This window comes from Pseudomonas sp. SZ57, from assembly GCF_009495975.1.
In the GTDB taxonomy this organism is placed as follows: Bacteria; Pseudomonadota; Gammaproteobacteria; order Pseudomonadales; family Pseudomonadaceae; genus Aquipseudomonas; species Aquipseudomonas syringae.
This window is the reverse complement of sequence record NZ_WIBD01000002.1, coordinates 455,762-479,351: the sequence shown is the minus strand read 5'-3', so window position 1 is coordinate 479,351 and position 23,590 is coordinate 455,762. Positions and strand designations below refer to the sequence as shown.

17 protein-coding genes are annotated in these 23,590 nt (G+C 58.7%); 6 read left to right on the top strand and 11 right to left on the bottom strand.

Annotated elements, in window-relative coordinates; all coding sequences use genetic code 11:
• Positions 1–42: 42 nt before the first annotated feature.
• Positions 43–1,896, bottom strand: a complete 1,854-nt coding sequence (locus tag GE543_RS02205) for an ABC transporter ATP-binding protein (protein WP_153220480.1) — start codon at positions 1,894–1,896, stop codon at positions 43–45.
• A 79-nt stretch (positions 1,897–1,975) separates the two neighbouring features.
• Entirely contained in the window at positions 1,976–2,602 is a 627-nt protein-coding gene (locus tag GE543_RS02200; protein WP_153220478.1) for a TetR/AcrR family transcriptional regulator, read from the bottom strand.
• 110 nt (positions 2,603–2,712) lie between these two features.
• Between GE543_RS02200 and GE543_RS02195 the strand changes: the two genes are divergently transcribed.
• The 3 genes from GE543_RS02195 (at position 2,713) to GE543_RS02185 (ending at position 5,621) form a co-directional block, all read left to right on the top strand.
• Positions 2,713–3,918 (top strand): MFS transporter, encoded by a 1,206-nt coding sequence (locus GE543_RS02195; RefSeq protein ID WP_046269677.1) that lies wholly within the window; start codon positions 2,713–2,715, stop codon positions 3,916–3,918.
• A 103-nt stretch (positions 3,919–4,021) separates the two neighbouring features.
• Positions 4,022–4,339 (top strand): helix-turn-helix domain-containing protein, encoded by a 318-nt coding sequence (locus tag GE543_RS02190; protein ID WP_003411168.1) that lies wholly within the window; start codon positions 4,022–4,024, stop codon positions 4,337–4,339.
• Positions 4,332–5,621 (top strand): type II toxin-antitoxin system HipA family toxin, encoded by a 1,290-nt coding sequence (locus tag GE543_RS02185; RefSeq protein WP_153220476.1) that lies wholly within the window; start codon positions 4,332–4,334, stop codon positions 5,619–5,621. The genes GE543_RS02190 and GE543_RS02185 overlap by 8 nt, the downstream gene beginning before the upstream one ends.
• A gap of 117 nt (positions 5,622–5,738) precedes the next feature.
• On the opposite strand, the gene GE543_RS02180 is transcribed toward GE543_RS02185, so the two are convergent.
• From GE543_RS02180 to GE543_RS02145, 8 genes are all read right to left on the bottom strand, one after another.
• Positions 5,739–6,665, bottom strand: coding sequence for a PfkB family carbohydrate kinase (locus GE543_RS02180; protein WP_153220474.1), 927 nt, complete (start codon positions 6,663–6,665; stop codon positions 5,739–5,741).
• Positions 6,655–8,124, bottom strand: coding sequence for a cytosine permease (locus GE543_RS02175; protein WP_153220472.1), 1,470 nt, complete (start codon positions 8,122–8,124; stop codon positions 6,655–6,657). Before GE543_RS02175 ends, GE543_RS02180 begins: the two co-directional genes overlap by 11 nt.
• Before the next feature lie 160 nt (positions 8,125–8,284).
• The gene (locus GE543_RS02170) at positions 8,285–9,298 is read right to left on the bottom strand and encodes an ADP-ribosylglycohydrolase family protein (RefSeq protein ID WP_153220470.1); all 1,014 of its coding nucleotides are present in this window, start codon (positions 9,296–9,298) and stop codon (positions 8,285–8,287) included.
• Positions 9,295–10,014, bottom strand: a complete 720-nt coding sequence (locus GE543_RS02165; RefSeq protein WP_046235244.1) for a GntR family transcriptional regulator — start codon at positions 10,012–10,014, stop codon at positions 9,295–9,297. The genes GE543_RS02170 and GE543_RS02165 overlap by 4 nt, the downstream gene beginning before the upstream one ends.
• Before the next feature lie 188 nt (positions 10,015–10,202).
• Positions 10,203–10,679 carry a thioesterase family protein gene (locus GE543_RS02160; protein ID WP_065349720.1) on the bottom strand — a complete coding sequence of 159 codons (477 nt, stop codon included), beginning with the start codon at positions 10,677–10,679 and terminating at the stop codon, positions 10,203–10,205.
• Positions 10,680–10,786: 107 nt separating this feature from the next.
• Positions 10,787–11,752, bottom strand: coding sequence for an L-carnitine dehydrogenase (locus GE543_RS02155; RefSeq protein WP_153220468.1), 966 nt, complete (start codon positions 11,750–11,752; stop codon positions 10,787–10,789).
• Positions 11,753–11,809: 57 nt separating this feature from the next.
• Entirely contained in the window at positions 11,810–12,697 is an 888-nt protein-coding gene (locus tag GE543_RS02150) for a 3-keto-5-aminohexanoate cleavage protein (RefSeq protein ID WP_153220466.1), read from the bottom strand.
• A gap of 73 nt (positions 12,698–12,770) precedes the next feature.
• Positions 12,771–13,715, bottom strand: a complete 945-nt coding sequence (locus tag GE543_RS02145; protein ID WP_153220464.1) for a choline ABC transporter substrate-binding protein — start codon at positions 13,713–13,715, stop codon at positions 12,771–12,773.
• A gap of 193 nt (positions 13,716–13,908) precedes the next feature.
• On the opposite strand from GE543_RS02145, the gene GE543_RS02140 reads away from it, so the two are divergent.
• On the top strand, positions 13,909–14,853 hold the full coding sequence (locus GE543_RS02140; RefSeq protein WP_153220462.1) for a GlxA family transcriptional regulator: 945 nt from the start codon (positions 13,909–13,911) through the stop codon (positions 14,851–14,853).
• Positions 14,854–15,602: 749 nt separating this feature from the next.
• Positions 15,603–20,741 carry a RecQ family ATP-dependent DNA helicase gene (locus GE543_RS02135; RefSeq protein WP_153220460.1) on the top strand — a complete coding sequence of 1,713 codons (5,139 nt, stop codon included), beginning with the start codon at positions 15,603–15,605 and terminating at the stop codon, positions 20,739–20,741.
• A 239-nt stretch (positions 20,742–20,980) separates the two neighbouring features.
• Here GE543_RS02135 and GE543_RS02130 read toward each other — a convergent pair whose 3' ends face one another.
• Positions 20,981–21,895, bottom strand: a complete 915-nt coding sequence (locus GE543_RS02130; protein ID WP_003347707.1) for a LysR substrate-binding domain-containing protein — start codon at positions 21,893–21,895, stop codon at positions 20,981–20,983.
• 310 nt (positions 21,896–22,205) lie between these two features.
• On the opposite strand from GE543_RS02130, the gene GE543_RS02125 reads away from it, so the two are divergent.
• Positions 22,206–23,228 (top strand): zinc-dependent alcohol dehydrogenase family protein, encoded by a 1,023-nt coding sequence (locus GE543_RS02125; RefSeq protein ID WP_017279302.1) that lies wholly within the window; start codon positions 22,206–22,208, stop codon positions 23,226–23,228.
• Positions 23,229–23,590: the final 362 nt, after the last annotated feature.

Genomic DNA, 23,590 nt, shown 5'->3' with positions numbered 1-23,590 from the left:
TATTTTTACTGAAAGCACATTTGTTTATTTTGTTGTTGCTGCCTATCCCATGTCCTCGGCCACACCCTGATCCTCACCGAGAAACCCGCCGCTCTGGTGCTGCCACAGCCGCGCATAGGTTCCGTTTTTGCCCAGCAGTTCGGCGTGGGTGCCTTGTTCGATGATGCGCCCGTCATCCATGACAATCAGCCGGTCCATGGCGGCAATCGTGGACAGACGGTGGGCGATGGCGATCACCGTCTTGCCCTGCATCATTTCATCGAGGCTTTCCTGGATTGCCACTTCGACTTCCGAGTCCAGCGCACTGGTGGCTTCGTCGAGCAGCAGGATCGGGGCGTTCTTGAGCATCACCCGGGCGATGGCGACGCGTTGGCGCTGGCCGCCCGACAGCTTGATACCGCGCTCACCCACCAGCGTGTCGTAGCCACTGTGGCCTTGCTTGTCGCTCAGCTGGCTGATGAACCCGTCGGCTTGCGCACTCGCCGCAGCGCTACGGATTTGCTCATCGGTCGCATCGGGACGTCCGTAGGCGATATTGTCGCGAATGGAGCGGTGCAGCAGCGAGGTATCCTGCGTGACCATGCCGATGGCGCTACGCAAGCTGTCCTGAGTAACGTGCGCAATGTCTTGCCCATCAATACTGATCGAGCCCTTGTCCACGTCATAAAAGCGCAGCAGCAGGTTGATGAGCGTGGACTTCCCGGCGCCGGAGCGACCCACCAGGCCGATTTTTTCACCTGGACGAATGCTCAGGCTCAGGGCATCCAGTACCTGGCGTTCGCCGTTGTAATTGAAGCTCACGTTATCGAAGGTGACCGCGCCGCCTCGGGTGACCAAAGCCTTCGCGTCCGGCGCATCCTGAACCTTGGGACCGCGAGTCAAGGTTTGCATGCCGTCCTGGACGGTGCCGATGTTCTCGAATAACGAGGTCATCTGCCACATGATCCAGTGCGACATACCGTTGATGCGCAACGCCATGGCGGTGATCGCCGCAACCGCACCGGTGCCGACCTGGCCCTGGTGCCACAGCCACAGGGCGTAACCGCCAGCACCCATGATCAGCGCGACCACCAGTGCCTGATTGACGATCTCGAACTGGCTGACCAGACGCATCTGGGCAAGGCCGGTGAGCTTGAAGTCCTCCATCGCTGCGCGCGCGAAATGCGCTTCACGCTTGGAGTGGGAGAACAGCTTTACCGTGGTGATGTTGGTGTACGCGTCCGAGACACGTCCGGTCATCGATGAGCGTGCGTTGGCCTGCTCCTGGCCGACTTTGCCCAGGCGCGGCACGAAGTACAGCATGGCCAGGCCGAACAGCATCAGCCAGCCAAGGAAAGGCAGCATCAGTTTCAGGTCGAAGCCGCCGGCCAGGGCGATGATCGCGATGAAATAGACGCCGATACCGAGGACGATTTCGACGATGGTGAACAGCACCTCGCGCACTGACAGCGCTGTCTGCATCACCTTGGTGGTGACGCGGCCGGAGAACTCATCGGAGAAGAAAGACAGGCTTTGCCGCAACATCAATCGATGGAAGTCCCAACGCAGCCGCAGGGGCAGGTTGATCGCCAATACCTGGTGCTGCACCATTGTGCGCAACGCCACCAGCACGATGCTGCTCAGCAATACCAGGCCAATGCCCCAAAGCACGTTACTTTCCTGCGCGGCCGTATCGCCGCCAGCCTTCCACGTGGACAGCAGGTCCACGACCTGCCCGAGGAAGGAAAACAGCCAGGCTTCGTAAATCGACACACCGGCACACAGCAGCGCAAACGCAAGGATGTAACCGCGTGCCCCTCGCGTGCAGGCCCAGAGAAACCGTGCCAGGCCGTCAGGTGGCGGCGGCACTTCGTCAGGCGGGAAGGGGTCAAGCCATTTTTCAAACGCGCGAAGCATGGTGTTCTCCAAAAAAATCGGTGCAAAGAGTCTGGCGTCCTCGACGCCTCCCGAACCTCATCCAGATTGAGTTTCAGGGTCAACGATTGTCGGCAACACTGCCCAGGCTGTCCCACAGCCTCATCACCTGGGTCACTGCAGCGTCCAGTGTGGCATGTGGGACACCGTCGCGCGCCAGTGTAGACAAGCCCAGAAGAAAACTGTCAAACACGGCCGCGAGCGTTTCCGGTATTACCGTTGCGGGCAACTCGCCTGCCGCAACAGCGCGCTGAATACAGGCCACGATACCTGTACGGTTCAGATTCCTGGCCCGCGCAAGAGGTTCGGAAATGGCCTTGCTCTCGTCCGAGCAGGCGCTCATCAGCCCTAACGCCACCAGGCACCCCGTGGGATGCCCTGGCTCGCACTGCATTTTCGCAGAGCGGCGAAGGGTGAGTTCAATTGCGTCTTTGGGCCGCAGGGTCGTATCGAACAGGCTGTCGGTGACCCGGCCGTAGGTGTCGAGGTAACGCTCCATCACTTCATTGAACAGGGCCTGTTTAGAGCCAAACGCTGCGTAGAAGCTCGGTGCCGTGATGCCGCCACCGATGGTTGCCTTGAGCTGGCTGAGGGAGGTTGCATCGTAGCCGTGCTCCCAAAACAGATGCAGCGCCTGAGTGATCGCTACATCACGGTCAAATGTACGCGGACGCCCCAGCTGTGCCATATCGAGTCTCCTTCGGAATTAATTAAATACTAATCGATACATAAGTCGTTGACCACCCGACTCCATCTGCCTATATTTGTACCGATCAGTATGTTAGTGAGGTTTTTTAAATGACTACAGATGAAAAGCAGGGCGAAACACTACCGCTGGGGGCGTTGCTGGCGCTGGCAATGACGGGTTTCATCTGCATTGTCACCGAGACTTTGCCGGCAGGTTTGTTGCCGCAGATCGCCGACGGGCTGGAAGTGTCCGCATCGTTTGCCGGGCAGATGGTGACTGTTTATGCGTTGGGTTCATTGCTGGCCGCCATTCCACTGACGATCGCCACGCAAAGCTGGCGGCGCAGAACGGTATTGCTGGTGACGATTATCGGCTTTCTGGTGTTCAACAGCGTCACTGCGCTGTCTTCCAGTTACGGACTGACCCTGATCGCAAGGTTTTTCGCAGGCGTCTCGGCGGGCCTGGCGTGGAGCCTCATCGCCGGTTACGCACGGCGCATGGTGGTCCCGCAACTGCAAGGGCGCGCATTGGCCGTGGCGATGGTCGGCACGCCTATCGCCTTGTCGCTGGGCGTGCCTCTGGGCACCTGGCTTGGCGGGTTCATGGGCTGGCGCATGGCGTTTGGCCTGATGTCCGGGATGACCGTGCTGTTGATCATCTGGGTGCTGGTCAAAGTGCCGGACTATCCCGGCAAGTCCTCCTCACAGCGCATGGCGTTACGTCAGGTCTTTTTCACGCCCGGCGTACGCTCGGTGCTGGGCGTGGTTTTCACCTGGATGCTGGCTCATAACCTGCTTTACACCTACGTCGCTCCCTTCGTTTCCGCGGCGGGGCTGGCGAATGATGTGGACCTGGTATTGCTGGCATTCGGGGTCGCCGCACTGGCTGGCATCTGGGTTACGGGACGGTTGGTTGATCGCCATCTGCGCAAGACAGTGCTTGCCAGCCTGGCAACCTTCGCAGCGGTGTCAGTGTTCTTCGGCGTGTTTTCTGGCTCTGCAACGGCCATTTACATCGGCGCTTTCATCTGGGGGCTGACCTTCGGCGGTGCCGCCACACTGCTGCAAACCGCGCTCGCCGATTCGGCAGGTGAGGGCGCAGATGTCGCGCTTTCGATGAACGTCGTGGTCTGGAACAGCGCCATCGCAGGTGGTGGGTTACTGGGCGGTGTGTTGCTTGGCCACTGGGGAGCAGGTTCCTTTCCCTGGGTCTTGTTGATGCTTTTGCTGCTGAGCCTGTTGATCGCACTGCGCGCAGGTGCTCATGGATTTGCACGGGGCAGCCGGCTGGACCGGGAATGTGGTCTGGCAGGGTGATCCGATCAAGAACCGGAATATGGACATTAAGCTGCTTGCTGATACAGGAGGTTAATTCTATAATTTTGTGAATTAAATGGCTGAATCGGGCTTTATACACATTATGTTGGATTTAAGCTTCAGCAAGCCCGGTGAGATCGTTAAGCGCCTTTGTGACCGCCTGCGCACAGAGCGTCTGGCGCTGAATATGACACAAGCCGACCTCGCCGGGCGTGCCGGCATCGGCACAAATACGGTCTCCAACCTCGAAGCCGGACGCAATGTCGGATTCGAGAACGTCGTTCGGGTGGCTATGGCTCTTGGCCGAACCAAGGAACTCGAAGGCCTGTTTCTGCCAAAGCTGGACAGCATCGAAGACATTCGACGCTACGAATACAGCGCCAATCGTCTCCGTACAAAGAGGAAGCCCGGCGATGCTTGAGCAGGTTAACGTCTTCTACGAGGGCTGGGGTGAGCGATGGCAGTGGGGCACGCTGGTCTCGACGACCGCTTTGACCGGTCGCCCGCTGATCGTGTTCGAATACAGCAATGAAGCCAGGCAAAGAGGCCTGGAACTGTCCTCCTATACGCTGCCCCTGGAGGGGGGCAGGTTGCGCCGAGACTTCCCGGACCATCAGCTGTACTTGCCAGGGCCTGTTTACGACTCGTTGCCGGATGGATGGGGCATGTTGTTGATGGACCGTCTTTTCAGGCGCCGCGGGCTCACCACCGCGCGCATCGGCCCTCTGGAACGGCTGGCCTACATCGGTAGCAGCGCAATGGGCGCCATGACGTTTGAGCCCGTGGCCCCCGAAGGGCAGGAATCTGACGTCCACATCCCGCTGGAACAGCTCGCCGCCGATGTGAAGCAAGTACTGCGTGGAAACGGTGGCGAGTTCCTGCAGGCATTGCTGCTGGTGGGTGGCTCGCCTCAAGGTGCAAGGCCCAAGGCTCTCGTCTATCGCGATCCTGAAACTGGCGGGTTTACCACTGCGGCTACGCCGGGCTTTGAAGCATGGTTGATCAAGTTTCCGGCCAAAGAAGAACACGCAGAAGTGTGCGCCATCGAAATGGTCTACGCCGAGTGCCTGCGCATGTGCGGTATCGAGACCCCTGACACCCAGTACTTCAATCTGCCTAATGGCCTGGCAGCGTTTGCCAGTAAGCGATTTGACCGTCGCGATGGTCTACGGATACCCATGCAAAGCCTGGCCGCCTTTACGGGGGCAAATTACCAGTCTCCGGGTGTGTTGGACTACGTCAACTTTTTGCGGGCAACACAAATGTGTACCAACGATGTGCGAGAGATGGCACGCGCGTTCGAACGTGCCGTTTTCAACGTTGCGTTCAACAACCGAGACGATCATCCCAAGAACTTCGCCTACATCATGGCGCAGGACGGTCAGTGGAAACTGTCGCCGGCTTACGACGTAACCTTCTGCGAGGGGCCAAGCGGATACCATCAGATGGACGTGATGGGAGAGGCGCTGGAGATTTCCCGTGCGCAAATGCTTCGGCTTGCCGAGGAAGCCGAGATGTCCCCGGACGCTGCAACTGGAGTGATTGACGGCATGTGTGATGTAGCGAGCCGGTTTACAGCCATCGCCGAGAACCTGTGCCCGCAGGTTATTACTCGAGACACCCTGCGCATGATCCAAAGCCGCATTGATCAGAACGTAGCCCGGTTACACCACAGTCAGGCCGACGGCGGTCGGCACGGGTGACTCTAATAAACGATGCTGCCGTATGCTTCGAGCGCTCAGGGCCGTGTGGAAGACTTTGAGCATCCGCAAACTTGCCTGTCATTGTCTCCATCACGGTGCAGCGCGGCTCAAGCCAGCCTAGTAATCGGCCCCCACCAGCGCATCTACCTCCTCACGGCCAGGCGCCGTCGCGGGCCCCCGGCGTGTGACCGCAATCGCTGCTGCCGCATTGGCGCGCCGCGCCGCGCGGTCGACACTGCTGCCTCTGGCCAACTCGGCCAGCAGCACACCCGCGTGGGCGTCGCCGGCTCCATTGGTGTCGATTGCCGTGACGGCAAAGCCGGGTATGAGCCGCGTCTGTCCAGCATGGTGGATCCAGCAGCCTGCGGGGCCATCACGAATCACTATGAGCGCATCTTCGCGCAGAATGGATGCCAGCCTGTGGAGCGCGTCGGCGGGCGTCCGGGTTTGCGTGAAGTGCAGGGCTTCTTCGCAGTTGCTGGACCATAAGCTGATCAGCGGAAGTACGGCGCGCATCTCGACGCCATGAAGCGCATCAACCAATGGGCCTGGGTCGAATACCACGGCAGTGCCGCCGGGCAATCCGTCCAGCCAGGTGAGCAGGGCCGTGACCTTGTTTTTGTGTGCCAGGCTGTAGCCGCTGACAAATACGTAGTCTTCGGCGCTGACTTGAACGCCATGCAGGTCATCGGCAGACAAACCACCTTCAGCGCCCACATAGGAGATGAACGAGCGCTCGGCCGAGGCTTCCACCAGGGCAACAGCCAGGCCGGTGTCCTCACCGGGAACAGGCATCGTAGCAATCTCCACACCTTCGTCGCGCATGGCCTGACGAGCAATATCGCCGAAGCGGCCCTGGCCATGGCGACCCAGGTAAACGGTGCGCAACCCATTGCGGCAGGCAGCGGCCATGACATTGAAGCCGCCTCCGGCCTCGAACGTAGCGCTGGTAGCCAACACGTCTCCGCCCGACGGCGGCAGGCGGTCGATGGCCATGACCAGGTCAACCACGACCTGGCCGGTGTAGAGCAATTTAGCGGGCATGGGCAGCCTCTTCGGTAACGACACGGCGATCACGCGCCCCGCCGAGCAGCGCATACAGGCCACCGGCGACAATGAAGGTCACGATCCAGCCCAGGCCGTTATGGCCCAGCCAGGAATCGGCAAGGAAGCCCTTGAACAGCACATGCTCCGGGGTGGTGGCCACGGTGGTGAAGCTGAAGCCAAGCACGATAGCCAATGCCCACGAGCCCAACGCGCGCCATTCGATGCCGCCGCAATACCAGTAGGCGCTGCGTGGGGTCTGGTCCAGCAGGTCTTTTGGGGAGTAGATGTGGCGGTGCAGCAGGTCGACGACAAAGATGCCGACCCACGCGGTAATGGGCACCGCCAACATCGAGATGAACGTAATGAAGGGGCCGTAGAAGCTGTCGGCGATCAGCATGAAATAGATCGAGCCGGCAAAGATCGCGATGATATCGACGATGACTGCGTGTACTCGCTTGACCTTCAGGCCGAGGGTCAAGGTGGTCAGGCCAGCCGAGTAGACCGACAGGTTATTGGACAACAGCAGGCCGCCGAACGCAGTGATCAGATAGGGCACGGCCATCCAGGTGGGCAACATTTCGCGAATGGCGATGATCGGGTCGGTGGCTGACGCCAGATGATCGTTGCCCACCGACAGCAAGCCGCCGAGGGTGATCAGCAAAACCAGAGGGATCCCTGCGCCAAATGCCGCCGAGGCCACCAGTCGAGTGGCCTTCACGCTGGCGTGCTGATAGCGCGACATGTCGGCGCCCGCGTTGGCCCAGCCGATACCCGTGCCGGCGGCCATGGTGCCGACGCCAATGATCATGGCACTCAGTGGCGCTGCCGGCGCGTCGAAGACCAGGCTCCAGTCGATGTGGGTGAGCAGAAAGCCACCGACCACCAGGTTCAGCGCGCCGAACAGGTAAGTCGCCCATTTCTGGATGACCAGCAGAGTGGCATGGCCCAGGCCCGAGACGGTCAGCGTCAGCAGCACGAACAAGGCGATGAACAGCAGGGTCAGGCCAGGCGAGTTTTTCGCCTCCACGGGGGTGCCGAAAAGGATCGCGAACAGTGACAGCAGGACAAACGCGGCGGTGGTGGTGTTGACCGTTTCCCAGCCCAGGCGCGACATCAGTGAAACCAGCGTGGGCCCGATATTGCCTCGCACCCCGAAGATGGCCCGGGACAGCGTCAGGCTCGGTGCCCGCCCGCGGCGCCCGGCAATGGAGATAACGCCCACCACGGCGAACGAGCCGGCGGCACCGAGGATGGCGACGATGATTGCCTGCCAGATGGCCAGCCCCTGAAACGCTACCAGGGTGGCACCCAGCGGCAAGCCCAGGATGCTGATGTTGGCGGCGAACCAGACCCAGAACAGTTGCAGCGGGTGGCCGTTGCACTCGTTTTCAGGAACCGGCTCGATACCGCGGGTTTCCAGCTGACCCGCACCTTGAGAGGCGGACGATGTCGTCATTTGCGTTGCTCCTATTGCCTTTATTGTGGTTGTGGCAGTACGTCAGCAGGTGCAATCCAGTGCAAATTGGCTATTCCGAAATCGGGTCAGCCAGATCGCCGCTCGGAAGGCTGAGGGCGAGGGTGATCTCGTTCACAGTGAGCGAGCACAACCCGGTCTATCAACCGGTGCGCAGGACCAGCAGTTGTTCGACCAAGGGCGCGAGATCGAGCGCGTTGACCGCATCAATTTGCTCGATCAACGCCGCCGGCCAGGCTTGCATGCCATTGCAGGCACCCAGCATGGCGCCGAGAATGGCGGCAATCGTGTCGGTGTCACCGCCCAGGCTGGCCGCCATGCACACTGCATCGAACGGACTGAGCTGGCTGCTCGCCACGCGGTGGGCGAGGGTGAAGGCAGCGACCACTGATTCCTGTGAGGCGACCGAGGTACCAATCACATCGTGCACCCGGTCGGCCAGTTGTTCGTCTGTGCAGTCAGCGCACAGTGCCTTGGCCCATTGAATGCGCGCGGCGATACGCCCACCCGCAACCCAATGACCATGGCGTTCGGCACTCAGGGCTACCTCAGTACCTATCTCCAGAGCTTCGGCCAGGGGCGTGCCATTGATCCCGGCGGACACCACGGCCGCGACGGCTGCCGCGCTGGAGATGCCCAGCGTGGTGTTATGGGTCACCTGACAGGCTTGCACCACCAGCGCCATGAAGGCCTCGCGGTTGCTCACGTCGGCTGCGATGCCCACCGGGGTAATACGCATTGCCGCGCCATTGGTGGTGCCGAAGCGGCCGGCCTCTTCAGGGCTGTGGCCGTCAAGGATCATTTCAATCGCGCGCTTGGTCGATGGCCCCAGCAGGTCGTAGGAGCCTTTGGCTTTCATCGCGGCTTCCCACTCGATCAGGCTGTGGGCCAGGGCTGTCGGGTCGATACTGCCGCCGCCGGTCACCAGCAACTGTGCCACCAGGATGGCCTGCTCGGTGTCATCGGTGATAGCGCCGGCCGGCATGTTCGGTGCGATCGGCTGGTCGGCATCGGCGCCAATCAGCGTACTGATACGGCCATAGCGTTGCAGGATCAACGCGCGCGGCAGCGACTGCGTCGGCATGCCCAAGGCGTCGCCCAAGGCCAGGCCATAAAAGGCGCCAAGGCCTCGGTCTTGCAGAAAGGTTGCGCTCATGTGGACGATCCGAAGGCGAGATGAAGGCGAAAATGCACGGGGTCCAACAGGCTCTCCACGTGCTCCATAAAACGTTCACGGCGGTCAAAGGTCGTGCGCACGGCCTTGAGAAACACCGTGCCGGGCTCGCGTGCCAGCAGCACGGCGTCATCACGGTTCAAAGGCCCTGCGCCGATCCACTGATCGCCCTTGTCGCCAATGAAGCCGTGTGCGGCCATGGTTACCGTCAGTGACTGCTCCAACAGGCCGTTTTGCGGCAGGTTTTCCAGGCCATCGACCGCCGGGATCAATGCACGCTCGAGGGAAACGATACTGCCATCGGCGGCGATACGTCGGCGGTCCAAGGCCACCAGGCTGGAAGTGCCCAGGCGCACTTCCAGGTCGGGCCGTTGCACCGCTACCAGGCGCAGGATTTCGGTGCGCACGCCAGCACCCGTGTCGGCCAGGGCTTGGGCCCAGCCGGCACGTTGGTCCAGGCTGAAGCCGTCGTAGGTGACGATCGAACCCACACCGGTCTGGGTGGCAATGAAGTTACGCCGCTTGAGCTCGGACAACGCTTCGCGCAGCGTGCCGCGGCTGACGCTGAATTCCTGGGCCAGGAGATTTTCCCCGGGGAGCAGGGCGCCGGAGCTCATCTGGCCGCTTTCGATGCGGCGGATCAGCTCATTGATCACCTGGGTTTTTTTGTCGAATCGAACCTGTCTAGTCATGTACATTTTATAGTTGCATGTTGGGTTGGAGTGCAAGCTGTTTTTGTGCGTAAATTGAAATGCGAAGCACCAATGTTCAACGGGTTACGCGAATGATGCTCGCAGTTCGACAAGTCACCTAGCGGTCACACGCTCTCCAGTACCATTCAAGGCAGTCCGATGCCGGCCAAAACCTTGGCAGTAGGGCTTTTCGATTATTTTCCTGTGTGCAACCCGATCACTCGGCCGAGGAGTTTGGGCCTCGGCAGATCGGACTGCCCGGCGCTTATAGCGTCAAGTCTTTCCTTTGTTGCCTCGGTAAACATCGTTGCATGCGGGCCGCTCAGGTCGACGTGCAACAGCATTTGCTCATTGCCGGCCAGTTCCATGTCATCACCTGCCAAATGCAGGCTGTGATAGAGATGCACGCGCTTGGCGTCATGGGCGATCAGTTGGGTATGCACCTCGACCTGGGCGCCGAGTTTCACTTCGTGCAGGTAGTTGAGGTGCAGTTCCAGGGTGAACAGCGAGTGGCCGCTGGCTTCGCGGTTATCGCTATCCAGTCCCAGGGCGTCCATCAGCCCGTCAGTGGCGTAGCTGAAGATCAGCAGGTAGAACGCGTCACGAAGGTGGCCGTTGTAGTCGACCCAGTCGGGTTGGACTCGGGTGGTATAGGTGGTCAGTGCAGGCATGTCGGAGGATTCCGGGTCAGTTCTGATCAAATGAGGTAACTGGCGTGCTTTGCAGGGTGATGGAAGACTCACAGCCACCCACCGGAGGCAAGCCAGCTACCGTAGGTTCATTCCGCGAAGCTCATGCCATGCCTGGCCTTGGTAGTCTTTACCGCCTCCAGCACGGCGAGCAAGCAATCGTCACGGTAGCGCTCCAATGCCGAAATACTGTGTTTACCCAACTGGTCAGTGGTGCCGTCGACCACATCGTCGATCAGTTTTTCGGTCAGTTCCGGGGCCGGCAGGTAGGTCCACGGCAACTGCAACGCCGGGCCGAACTGAGTCATGAAGTGGCGCATGCCTGCATCGCCACCCGCCAATGTGTAGGTGAGAAAGGTGCCCATGAACGACCAGCGCAGTCCGGCGCCGAAGCGAACCGCATCATCGATTTCACCGGTGGTCGCCACGCCGTCATTGACCAGGTGCAGCGCCTCGCGCCATAGCGCTTCGAGCAAGCGGTCAGCGATAAAGCCGGGGACTTCCTTGCGCACATGCAGCGGGCGCATACCGAGTGATTCATAGACCTTGATTGCCGCCTGTATGGCCGCCGGAGCGGTATTTTTGCCGCCCACCACTTCGACCAACGGCAGCAGGTACACCGGATTGAACGGGTGACCGACCACGCAGCGTTCCGGGTGCGCGGAGCTTTCGTAGAAGGCACTTGGCAACAGGCCGGACGTACTTGAACCAATTAACACATTCGGCCTGGCCGCCGCGCTGATTCTGCTGTGCAGATCCAGTTTCAGTTCCAGGCGTTCCGGGGCGCTTTCCTGAATGAAGTCGGCGTCTCTCACACATTCTTCGACAGTGGCCACAAAGCGCAGGCGGTTCTGGGATGCACCGGGTACCAGACCCTGTTGTTCCTGCGCACCCCAGCAATTGGCGACACGGTTACGCAACGCTGCTTCGGCGCCGGGCGCGGGGTCCCAGGCGACCACATCCAGTCCATGGGCGAGGGCGCGGGATACCCATCCACTGCCGATGACGCCGCTGCCAAGAGCGGCGAAGGTTTTGATTTCAGTGATAAAGCTCATGGCGACGCTCCTGAAGAGTGCGGTGATTCAATCACAGGGTTTTATGTCCTGAAGGCATTAGCCGCGCTTGGCAAGGCCCATCTTGATGCGGCCTTCTGCCGGGGTCATGACTCGTGCGCCCAGGCGGCTGAGAATTTCACTGGCGCGTTCCACCAATTGACCGTTGGTGGCGAGCACGCCCTTGTCCAGCCACAGGTTGTCCTCCAGACCGACACGGACGTTGCCGCCCAGCAACACCGCTTGCGCGGCCATCGGCATCTGCATGCGGCCAATACCAAAGCCCGCCCACACCGCATCGGCGGGCAGGTTATCGACCATGGCTTTCATGGTGGTGGTGTCGGCTGGTGCGCCCCATGGAATACCCAGGCACAGCTGGAACAGCGGGTTGTCGAGCAGACCTTCCTTGATCATCTGTTTGGCGAACCACAGGTGGCCGGTGTCGAAGATTTCCAGCTCGGCCTTTACGCCCAGCGCCTGGATACGTCTGGCGCCGGCGCGCAGTTGCGACGGGGTGGACACGTAAATAGTGTCACCGTCGCCAAAGTTCAGGGTGCCGCAGTCGAGGGTGCAGATTTCCGGCAGCAGTTCCTCGACATGGGCCAGACGTGTCATTGGGCCGACCAGGTCGGTATTGGCACCAAACTCCATCGGGTGCTCACCGTCGCCAATCTCCAGATCGCCACCCATGCCAGCAGTGAGGTTGACGATGATGTCGATGTCGGCCTCCCGAATGCGCTCCATCACTTCGCGGTACAGCGCCACGTCGCGGCTGAACTTACCGGTGTGTGGGTCGCGCACATGACAGTGCACCACGGTGGCACCGGCTTTGGCCGCCTCAACCGCGGCGGCCGCGATTTGCTTGGGCGTGACCGGTACGTGAGGGCTTCGGGCGGTCGTGTCGCCAGCACCGGTGAGTGCGCAGGTGATGATGACGTCGTGGTTCATGGGTGGCTCCTTACAGGCGTGAGGACGCCGTTCGCGACCCTGGAGGATCGCGAAACGGCCGTTCAAAATCAGGTTATTGGCTGCTCAATTGAAGGTTTGCCGCAGCCGGTTTGCCGTCGAAGGTGGTGACGCCTTCAAGCCAGCGCGCCTGGTCTTGCGGATGGTCTTTGAGCCATTGTCTGGCGGACTCGAGAGCATCCTTGTGATCCAGTAACGGCTGCATCATCCGGCTCTCGTCGGCGGCGGTGAATGTCAGGTTAGTCAGCAATTTGTGCACGTTGGGGCACTGTTCGGCATAAGTCGGCGAAGTGACCGTCCACACCGTAGCCATGCCCTCGTTCGGGCCCAGGGCGTCGTCGCTGCCGTTGAGGTAAGTCATCGCCACGTTGACGTTCATCGGGTGCGGCGTCCAGCCGAAAAACACCACGGCTTCCTTGCGGCGTACGGCACGGTCCACGGCGGCGAGCATGCCGGCTTCGCTGGACTCCACCAGCTGGAACCTGCCCAGGCCGAACTGGTTTTTGGCGATCATTGCCTTGATCTGGGTATTGGCGCCTGAACCAGGCTCGATGCCGTAGATTTTGCCGCCCAGTTCCTTCTCGAACCTGGCGATATCGGCAAAGGACTTCAGGCCCTTGTCCGCCAGGTAAGTCGGCACGGCGAGGGTGGCGCGAGCGTCTTCCAGGCTAGGTTTGTCGAGCACTTTGACCTTCCGGGCTTCGACAAACGGCGTGATGGTCTGGGTCATCAGCGGGTTCCAGTAGCCCAGAAAGAGATCCAGGCGCTGGTCGCGGATGCCGGCGAAAATGATCTGCTGGGAAGCGCTGGTCTGTTTGGTCTTGTAACCCAGGCCGTCGAGCAACACTTGGGTCATGGCGCTGGTTGCGATCACGTCGGTCCAGTTCACCACACCCATGCGCACGTTCTGGCATGAAGCGGCATCAGCCGCCATTACATTGCTGCTCAAGAGAGCGCTGGCGCTGAGTACAAGCACGCTGCAACTAATCAGTCGGTTCATGGTGTGGCCCTCGGCAGATCGTTATTGTGGGGTGTCGGCGTCTTTGTGCACCGTGGAAACAAATTACCCTGCCTGGAGGGCGGCCAAGCGCACTGCAGCGACCCGCTTTTGCACTGCGGCGACCTGCCCCTTGAATGCGCCCATGAACGGGAGTATCAACGTGCCACGCTGCAGGTCCGAGGAGAGCGTTACCATGGCCCAGGATTTCTATTTTTTGCTGATGCCGGGGTTCTCGGCCATCGGCTTTATCTCCGCGCTAGAGCCCTTGCGGGTTGCCAACCGCTTTGGTGGCGAGCTGTACCGCTGGCACGTCCTGAGCGCCGACGGCGGCGCGGTACAGGCGAGCAACGGCATGTCGGTCAACGCCGACGCGGCGCTTGAGTCTCTGAAAAAAGGCGCGACCCTGCTGGTAGTGGCCGGCTTTGAACCGCTGCAGTTCGCCACGCCGTCCCTGCAGCAATGGCTGCGTCGCCTTGATCATGAAGGCGTGACCCTGGGCGCCATCGACACTGGCGCCTGCGTGCTCGCTGAAACCGGCTTGCTCGATGGCCATCGCCTGACCCTGCATTGGGAAGCCATCGAAGCGTTCAAGGAGTCCTACCCACAGCTCACCGTGACCCAGGAACTGTTCGAGATCGACCGCCGCCGCATCACCTGCGCAGGGGGCACAGCGTCCATCGAGCTGATGCTCGACCTGATCGCCCAGGCGCACGGCCCCGAGTTGGCGATTCAAGTGTCCGAACAATTCGTACTGGGCCGCATCCGCACGCGCAAGGACCACCAACGCATGCAGATCGCTACGCGCTATGGCATCGCCAACAAGAAGTTGGTGCACGTGATCGGAGAGATGGAACAGCAAACCGAACGCCCCCTCAGCACGCTGGCCCTTGCCGAAGCGATCAACGTCACCCGGCGCCAGTTGGAACGCTTGTTTCGCCTGCACCTGAACGACACGCCGAGCAACTTCTATCTGGGCCTGCGTCTGGAAAAAGCCCGGCAACTGCTGCGGCAAAGCGGTCTGAGTGTGCTGGAAGTGAGCATCGCCTGCGGGTTCGAATCGCCGTCGTATTTCACCCGCAGCTATCGAGCGCGGTTTGCGAAATGCCCGAGGGAGGATCGGCGGCGGGAGGGGGGTTGAGCTTTACTTTCAGGGGGCGAGATTGGGCTTTGCGTAGGCAGGTTTTGGTGTTGGTTATAGCTGTACTCTTCGACTAGTGTTGGTAGCAATAGAAGCAGGAGCGCCGATTTGAGTGATTATGTTTGCGCGTTTAGCGGGCGGCCTGTAGAGGTGTAGGCGATGGGGAGATAATTCGTTTAGAGGCTATCCGGATTTCCCCAAAAACATTTTTACTGGGCTCTGGGCCGGTAGTTTCAGTTTGAAAAAATCTTCATATGCCCTCAATTTTTCCCCCAGTCAGACGGCATACATGAACGATCATGAATGGCGATTCAAGATACGGTCTGAGATCTTCCAGGTTGTGTGGGAGCTTCTGATGAAAGACAATGCCGAAATAAGTCGTCACACGGGTGAAGCACATATGTAGGAACCGCTCGAACAGCGTCTGCTTTGCTTCGACGAGCTCGTCCAGCCCGATGAGGAACACCGCATCGAACTAGAGCACTTTGATATGTTGAACATCGAACACCCGGATATCGTAATGATTACCCAATGACTGGCCATCGACACAGGGGACTGGGAGAAAATTTCTGCTCTCTAGCTTCTCGGTAAACGCTTCTGAGACGGGTTCGCTTGCTTCATAAAACCCAATCCTCGACACCACCTGCCCATGTTGGAACTTCACCGCAATCTCGCGTACCTATCCGCACTGTGCCAGTTGAAGTTAAAATGCCAGTATGCGAGAGGTTTATTACAAGGATGCTGTTCAAATGGTTTTACCGGATCAACCTAAAAGCCTGATTTTTGACCTGGAAGTCGTCCCCGGCAAACCCAATCAAACTGACCGCATATTTATGGTTGGTGCGATGCGTCCTGATAAGGACGAGGAGCTTGAGCATAAGGTCAACAAGGACTTGCCTGCAGTGCTTGAGGCCCTTGATCGCTTAGGGCAGGGCGCTAGCTTTGTACTTGGCCATAACGTTATCGACCATGATTTACCCATACTTCTAGAGCAAGCTGCGCATCTGGCATTACACCAGCTGCCGGTGATAGACACCCTACGCCTATCGCCTTTAGCCTTTCCACAAAACCCGTATCACCGGCTGGTCAAAGATTATAAACTCGTTCGTGACAGCCTCAACTCACCACTGTCCGATTGCCGCTCAACCTTGACACTGTTCAATGATCAGCGGCGAGCATTCAAAGATCTGAGTATTAATCTGCAATCAGAACTGCTCTGCTACCAAGCGCTGCTCGCTCCAATGCCAGATAGCGACCTGGGGGCGTTCTTTACCTCGATAACTGGTCAGGCGCCTAGATCCCTCAAAGAAATTCGTCACCTGATCCCAGAGCTACTTAGGGAAACTGACCCAACGTTGACGCGCACTTCCAAGGTTTGCAGTAAACGACTGAACCAGTTGTTGCAAAGCGACCTCATGGACGACAGCCAGCGTTGGCCACTTGCTTATGCGCTGGCCTGGCTGCGCGTGTCAGGCGGCAACTCGGTTCTGGCACCTTGGGTACGCCATCAATTTCCTGCAACAGGTAAATTGATTGCTGAACTGCGTGATATTCCCTGCGGGGAGAGCCACTGCGACTATTGCACCACCACTCATGATCCTCGCCACGAGCTCAGGCGCTACTTCGCTCCTATTCAGGACTTTCGGACCGAACCAGACGGACGCTCCTTACAGCATGACGTGGTGCTGGCAGGCATGCAGGGCAAGCACGTGCTCGCGATTCTTGCGACAGGGGGCGGAAAATCCTTGTGCTACCAGTTACCGGCGCTGAACCGCTTTCACCGCAACGGCAGCTTGACGATCATCATCTCGCCGCTGCAGTCGCTGATGAAAGATCAGGTCGACGGCCTACTGGCTCGTAACGTCCAATGCGCTGCAACTTTGAATGGTCTGTTGACCATGCCCGAGCGGGCCGAGGTGCTGGAGAAGATCCAATTAGGCGATGTGGGCATTTTGCTGGTATCCCCCGAGCAGTTTCGCAATATGGCTTTTCGCCGCGCGATCTCCCAGCGTCAGGTCGGCGCCTGGATCTTCGATGAGGCGCATTGTTTGTCCAAATGGGGCGCAGATTTTCGCCCGGATTACCTCTATGTATCGCGCTTCATCAAGCAGTTCTCTGGGGACGGTCCGCTCGCGGCGATTGGCTGCTTTACGGCTACGGCCAAACCTGATGTGCTTGAGGACATCGAACAGCATTTCAAAGAGCAGTTGGGCATAACCTTCAAGCACTTTATCGGTACCCACGAGCGTACCAATCTGCACTTCGAGGTCCTGCCGTGTTCTCGCTCAGAAAAGCGCCACCATGCTCAGACGTTAATTGAGGAAGAGCTAGGCACCAGCGAGGGTGGCGCGGTGATATTCGTTTCAAGCCGAAAAGGCGCTGAAGAGCTTGCAGACTTTTTGATCGGCCACGGATGGGCTTGCAAGTACTTCCACGCTGGGCTGGAGCCACATGAAAAAAAAGATATTCAGGACGCCTTCAAGGGCGGTGAACTGAAGATTATCGTGGCCACCAACGCTTTTGGCATGGGCGTCGACAAACCCGATATTCGCTTGGTGATACATGCTGATATTCCGGGGTCGCTGGAGAACTACTTACAAGAGGCCGGTCGCGCCGGTCGCGATCAAGGGCAGGCTCGGTGCGTACTTCTGTATGACGCTCAGGACATCGAAAACCAGTTCGGGATGTGCGAAGGTTCGAAACTGACCCTGCGTGATATCCAGCAAATCCTGCGCAAGTTGCGCAAGGAGAGCGACCGACGCAAGGGCAGCAGGCTCGTCATCACTGCCGGTGAGGTGCTGATGGATGAGCATGTTGATACTAGTTTTGAAGCCGGAGAACGTGATGCTGAAACCAAGGTAGCCACGGCAGTGTCCTGGCTTGAGCGAGGGCAGTTTTTAAAACGGGAGGAGAACCAGACCCAAATCTTTCCGGCAAGCCTGAAGCTGACTAAGGAGGAGGCCGATAAGCGTCTGGCCACCGTTAATTTATCGGCCAGGCGACTCGAAGAATTCAGGGCTATCTTGAGTTATCTGTACGAGGCTAATGTCGACGAGCGAATCAACACCGACGCCTTGATGGCTCTGACTAGCCTCACGTCCGAAGAAGTCACTGCGACACTGCGTCAGATGGAGGACTTGGGGCTTTTGGTTAACGACTCTAAGCTGACCTTATACGTCCGACATGGTGTCGTGTTCCCTTCCACTCAACGTCTGCAAGCCACCTTACAGCTCGAGTCTGCCTTGTTCGACCTGCTGCAGGAACTGGCGCCTGAGGCCGAGAGTGGGGAATGGCAGGACCTGAACGTGCCACTGTTGACCTCTACGCTCAAAACAGCTTCTGGTAACAAGGACCTGATACCGCTTCACGTGTTGCGACTGCTGCGCAGCCTGGCCCAAGATCACGACAGCAATAGCCAGCAGCGCAGCAGTTTCGAACTGCGCCAGATCACTCAGGATTTCCTCAAGTTGCGCATCCGCGGCGGACACAACTGGAGAGCTATTCAAGGGCTGGGAGAGCGTCGACGTGCTTTGGCCGCTGTCGTCCTCACGTTTTTGATTGGCAAATTACCGCCGGGTTCACGCAACAAAGACCTGTTGGTGGATACTACGTTCGGCGAACTTATGGGCCTGATTGATCTGGATCTTGAGCTGCGCACTAGAATCCCAGAGTCGCAGCGCCGCAAGGCCGTTGAGCACGTACTGCTGTACCTGCATAAGCAAGAAGTGATTACGCTGAACCACGGCATGACAGTCATGCGTCGGGCTATGACGATTGAAGTCGAGGGGGGAAAGCGCACCGGATTCCTGAAAGATGATTATCAGCGTCTTGATGAGCACTACCGAGAAAAACGTATTCAGGTTCACGTCATGCGCGAGTATGCCGAGGTTGGGCTTGGCTCGATGGGCTATGCCCTGGATCTCGTTCAGCACTATTTCACACTAGCCAAACAGGAGTTCATTCGCCGCTACTTCGTAGATCGCGAGGAGGTACTTAAGCTAGCCACGAGTGAGGAATCTTGGCGTAGCATTGTCGAGAAGCTTAGTGCTGCCCAGCGGATTATCGTGTCCGATGATGATGATGTGAATCGCCTGATTCTGGCTGGGCCCGGCTCCGGCAAAACGCGTGTGATCGTGCATCGAATCGCTTACCTGTTGCGAGTTCGTCGCGTTCCGGCGCGCTGTATCGTGGCTTTGACGTTCAACCGGCACGCAGCAAATGAGATCAAGCAGCGCCTGATCAAGTTGGTTGGCGCTGATGCCTTTGGGGTCAACGTGATGACGTATCATCGCATGGCCATGCGCCTGACGGGCACTCGCTTCGAGCGAGGTGAAACGCTTGAAGAAGGGCGATTAGCCCAGGTGATGGGAGAGGCTGTTGAGTTGCTTGAAGGCAAGCGTCAGGTAGAAGGGGAGGACGATCTGCGCGAGCAATTGATGCGAGGCTACCGCTACATCCTCGTTGATGAGTACCAGGACATTGATGACCTGCAGTATCGGCTCGTAAGTGCGCTGGCCGGGCGTAAGTCTGAAGAAGAAGGGCGCTTGTGCATTTTGGCAGTCGGTGACGATGATCAGAACATCTACGCCTGGCGGGATACGAATAACCGCTATATAGAGCGCTTTCGCGAAGAGTATTCGGCTACAAAGAACTATCTGGTCGACAACTACCGTTCCAGCGGTCGCATCATTGATGCGGCTAACCGGGTTATTGGTCGTAACCCAGATCGCCTGAAAAAGGACCATCCGATTCAGATTGATACTGTTCGTCGCGCAATGCCGAAAGGCGGTGACTGGGAAACCCTCGACATTGAGCGGGAGGGGCGCGTGCTTCGCCTCAAAATAGACGCTCAGGGCCACGCACGGGCTAATCTGCAAGCCCAGGCAGCGATGACAGAGTTGCAGCGCCTGCTCAGTTTGGACAGCGAGGATTGGCATGGGTGTGCCGTGCTAGCCCGCACCCATCAAAACCTGCTGCCCCTTCAGGCGTGGTGTGAAGCTCACGGCGTTCCATATTGTTTGGCAGCCGACAAGGAAGGTGTCTTACCTCTCACCGCTCAACGTGGCTTCGTGCAGGCTGTTGAAATACTAAGAGAGATTACCGAACCGCTGAGTGCCTCCGAGACATGGACATATCTAGGTAAGAGGCAGCTCGGGCCAGAATGGTACGACATGTTACTCGTCGCCTTTGATCAGCTAACAGCCGAGTTCGGACAATGTCCGCTAAGTGCTGAGATCCTGCTCGATTGGCTCTATGACTATTTCCGGGAGCTGCGTCAGCAACCTAGAAAGGGTCTCTATCTGGGCACTGTCCACTCCGCCAAAGGCCTGGAGTTCCGCCACGTAGTCGTGCTTGACGGCGGCTGGTCCACGCAGCCTGAAACGCTTAGCGATGAGCGTCGACTCTACTACGTGGGCATGACTCGCGCCGAGCAGACTTTAACCTTGTGTGAATACCCAGAAGGCAATCCTTTCTGCAGCCAACTTACGGAAGAGGTCATGGCGCGAACCTTCCAAGGAGAATACCTTGCGGAGCTGGAGAAGCGTTACCTACAACTCTCTTTGAAGGACATTGATCTTGATTATGCTGGGCGTCAGAACCCTACGGCATCAATACACAAGGTATTGGCAGCGCTTGAACCTGGCGACATACTTTCGTTTAAAGCTCATGAAGATAGATATCTGATTCAGGACGCCAACGGTTATGTTATTGGCCGTACAGCAAAATCATTCAGCCTGGATCTTGATATTGAGGAGTGTGAAGTGGCGGCTGTTTTGGTTCGGCGTTCTGACAGGTGTGAAGAGTCGTTTCGAGCTTATCATCGTTCGCAAGAGTGGGAGCTAGTCGTGCCGAGAATCGCTGGCCGGGTCGTAATGAGCGATACATAACTTTGACGCTAATCTACCTCGAGCAGTAGTTTAGCTAATAGCGCTACTGTCGATGCTATTTGAGTTGATCTGTGGTTGGAGCCAGGACACCAAAATCGCATACCGTATTTACAACGCCCGCCCGGAAATAGCTGTCGTGCAGCTGTCGTATTTTTGATACCAGGTGTCGTGCGCAGCGCTGCATCTCCATGACCTATGAAAAGCCAAAAATAACCAGCTAAACAGCCCGCCCACCTAACCTAAAGACTATCCGGATCCCCAAAAAACATCTGAATCCGCGACCTCAACCAACGCTCCCCCGGATCATTATCCTGCGCGCCGCGCCAGGCCATGTGCAGTTCGAACGTTCGGGTTTCAATCGGCAGGTCTTCAGAGCGCACGCCTCCTGCGGCGGTCAGGACCTGCGCCGCATAATCAGGCACGGTGGCGATGATGTCGGTGCCGGTGAGCAGTGTGGCCAGGCCGTTGAACTGGGGCACGGCGAGGACGACGTGGCGTTTGCGGTCGAGTTTCTCGAGGTGTTCGTCGATGAAGCCGCTCAGGTCGCCGGCGAAGGAGACCAGTGCGTGGGGGCGGGCGCAGAAGTCGTCGAGGCTCAACGGGCCGGGTATCGAGTCGGCGCGCAGCAGTTGCGGCTTGCTCCTGCGCAAGACTTTGCGCTTGGCGTTGGCGGGCAGGTCTTGTGTGTAGCTGACGCCGACCGAAATCTCCCCGGAGGCGAGCAGGGGCGGCATGAGGATGTAATTGACTCGCCTGACCACCAGCACAATGCCCGGCGCTTCGGAGCGTAGACGCTTGAGCAGGGTAGGCAACAGTGCGAACTCGACGTCATCGGACAGGCCGATGCGGAAGACCGAGGTGCTGGTCGCCGGGTCGAACTCCGAGGCGCGGCTGACCGCTGTCGAGATGGAGTCGAGTGCCGGGGAGAGCAGAGCGAAGATTTCCGTCGCTCGGGCGGTGGGCTCCATGCTGCGCCCGGTGCGCACGAACAGTGGATCATCGAACAGGCCGCGTAGCCGCGACAGCGCAGCGCTGATTGCCGGCTGACCGAGAAACAGCTTTTCCGCCGCACGCGTGACGCTGCGCTCATGCATCAGGGTCTCGAAAACGATGAGCAAATTGAGGTCGACGCGACGCAGGTCGTTGCGGTTCATGCGGAATATCTCGGGCCATTTGTCGGTTGAGGACGTGAGCAGGGTGCGATAGTACGAGCAAATGCGGGTCGGGCGCAGCGAAAATTACTGTGGGGGTTACTGAATGTCCACACGGCTTGCAATGTTTCGTCGACATGCGAACAATGGCGGCCATTACGCGCATCGACGCCCAGACGCTGTCTGGCTGCGCCGTGTAGCGCACAGGACACAATCGATGACAGGCATGTCGACTATTAATAGCCACCGATGGTGTTGCCGGCAATGCCCGGATAAAGTTTGTGGCATCAAGGTTCACCAGGCGAGGTTCTAAATGTCCCGCACGATCCGTTTTCACCAGTTTGGCCCGGCCGAGGTGCTCAAAGTCGAAGAGCATCCTGTCGCGTCGCCTGTCACCGGCGAGGTACAGGTGCGTGTTCAGGCCATCGGTGTCAGCTGGTACGACGTTCTTTGGCGGCAAAATCTCGCGTCTACCCAAGCCCGGCTGCCTGCCGGTCTGGGTTACGAGATGGCTGGCGTGGTTACCGCGCTGGGCGACGGTGTGGATGATCTGCAAGTGGGCGACAAGGTCGCCAGTTTTCCTGCGGCCGATGCCAACCAGCACCCGGTCTATGGTGAATCCATCGTCATGCCGCGCCGGGCATTGACCCGCTATCCGGATGTACTGACGCCGGTCCAGGCCAGCGTGCATTACACGCCGTATCTGGTGGCGTACTTTGCTTATGTCGATCTGGCGCGTATCAAGTCCGGTCAAACCGTACTGGTCACCGACGCCAGCCACTGCTCCGGCCCTGCATTCGTGCAGTTGGGCAAGGCGCTGGGGGCTCGGGTTATCGCCGCGACCAAGACCGAGGATGCTCGTGAGTATCTGCTGTCACTGGGCGCTGAAAAAGTGGTAGTCACCGAAGAACAGGACTTGTTGATGGCGATCAACAAGTACACCGACAACCGTGGTGTCGATGCCGTCTTCGATGGCCTTGGTGGTCCGCAGATGTCGATCATGGGCGATGTGCTTGCGCCGCGTGGCAGTCTGGTGCTGTATGGCCTGCAGGGCGGTAATCAGACGCCGTTTCCGGCCTGTGCCGCGTTCCAGAAGAACATCCAGTTCTACGTGCATTGCCTGGGCAATTTCACCGGCAAGCCCGAGCTGGGCATTACCCAGGATCAAGAAGCGCTGCAGCGTGCCTTGCAGGACATCAATCAGATGACTCGCGACAAGGTACTGGCGCCGTTGCAGACGCGCAGCTTTCCGTTCGAGCAAGTGGTGCAGGCGCACCGTTACATGGATGTCTGCCCGATTGGCGGGCGTGCGGTGCTGGAAGTCGAGGCGGTCTGATTCATCACCTCCTGGTCAGCGCTCGTTATTGAAAAGCCTTCCGATCGGAAGGCTTTTTGCATTCCATATTGCAAAAGAGACGCCAGGCATTAAACGACGTCGAATGACGCACCTGTCAGTTTGCCGAGAAGTGCATAACCTTGAATGAAGGGTAAAAATAAAATCGACAACAGGGCCGGCAGGATTGTTTATTTGAGTGTATGAGTTCTGTCAGTGAAGGCGGCATTATAAATATCATTTCCTACGAGGCAGAATGAAATATTAACAGCGACGGGTGCTCGGCCGCTTGTGGTAAAGCCTGAGCGGCCTGGCTGTTGGGGTTGCAGGCTGTTAAGTTGAAAAAAATCGTTTGTCGCCTGCGT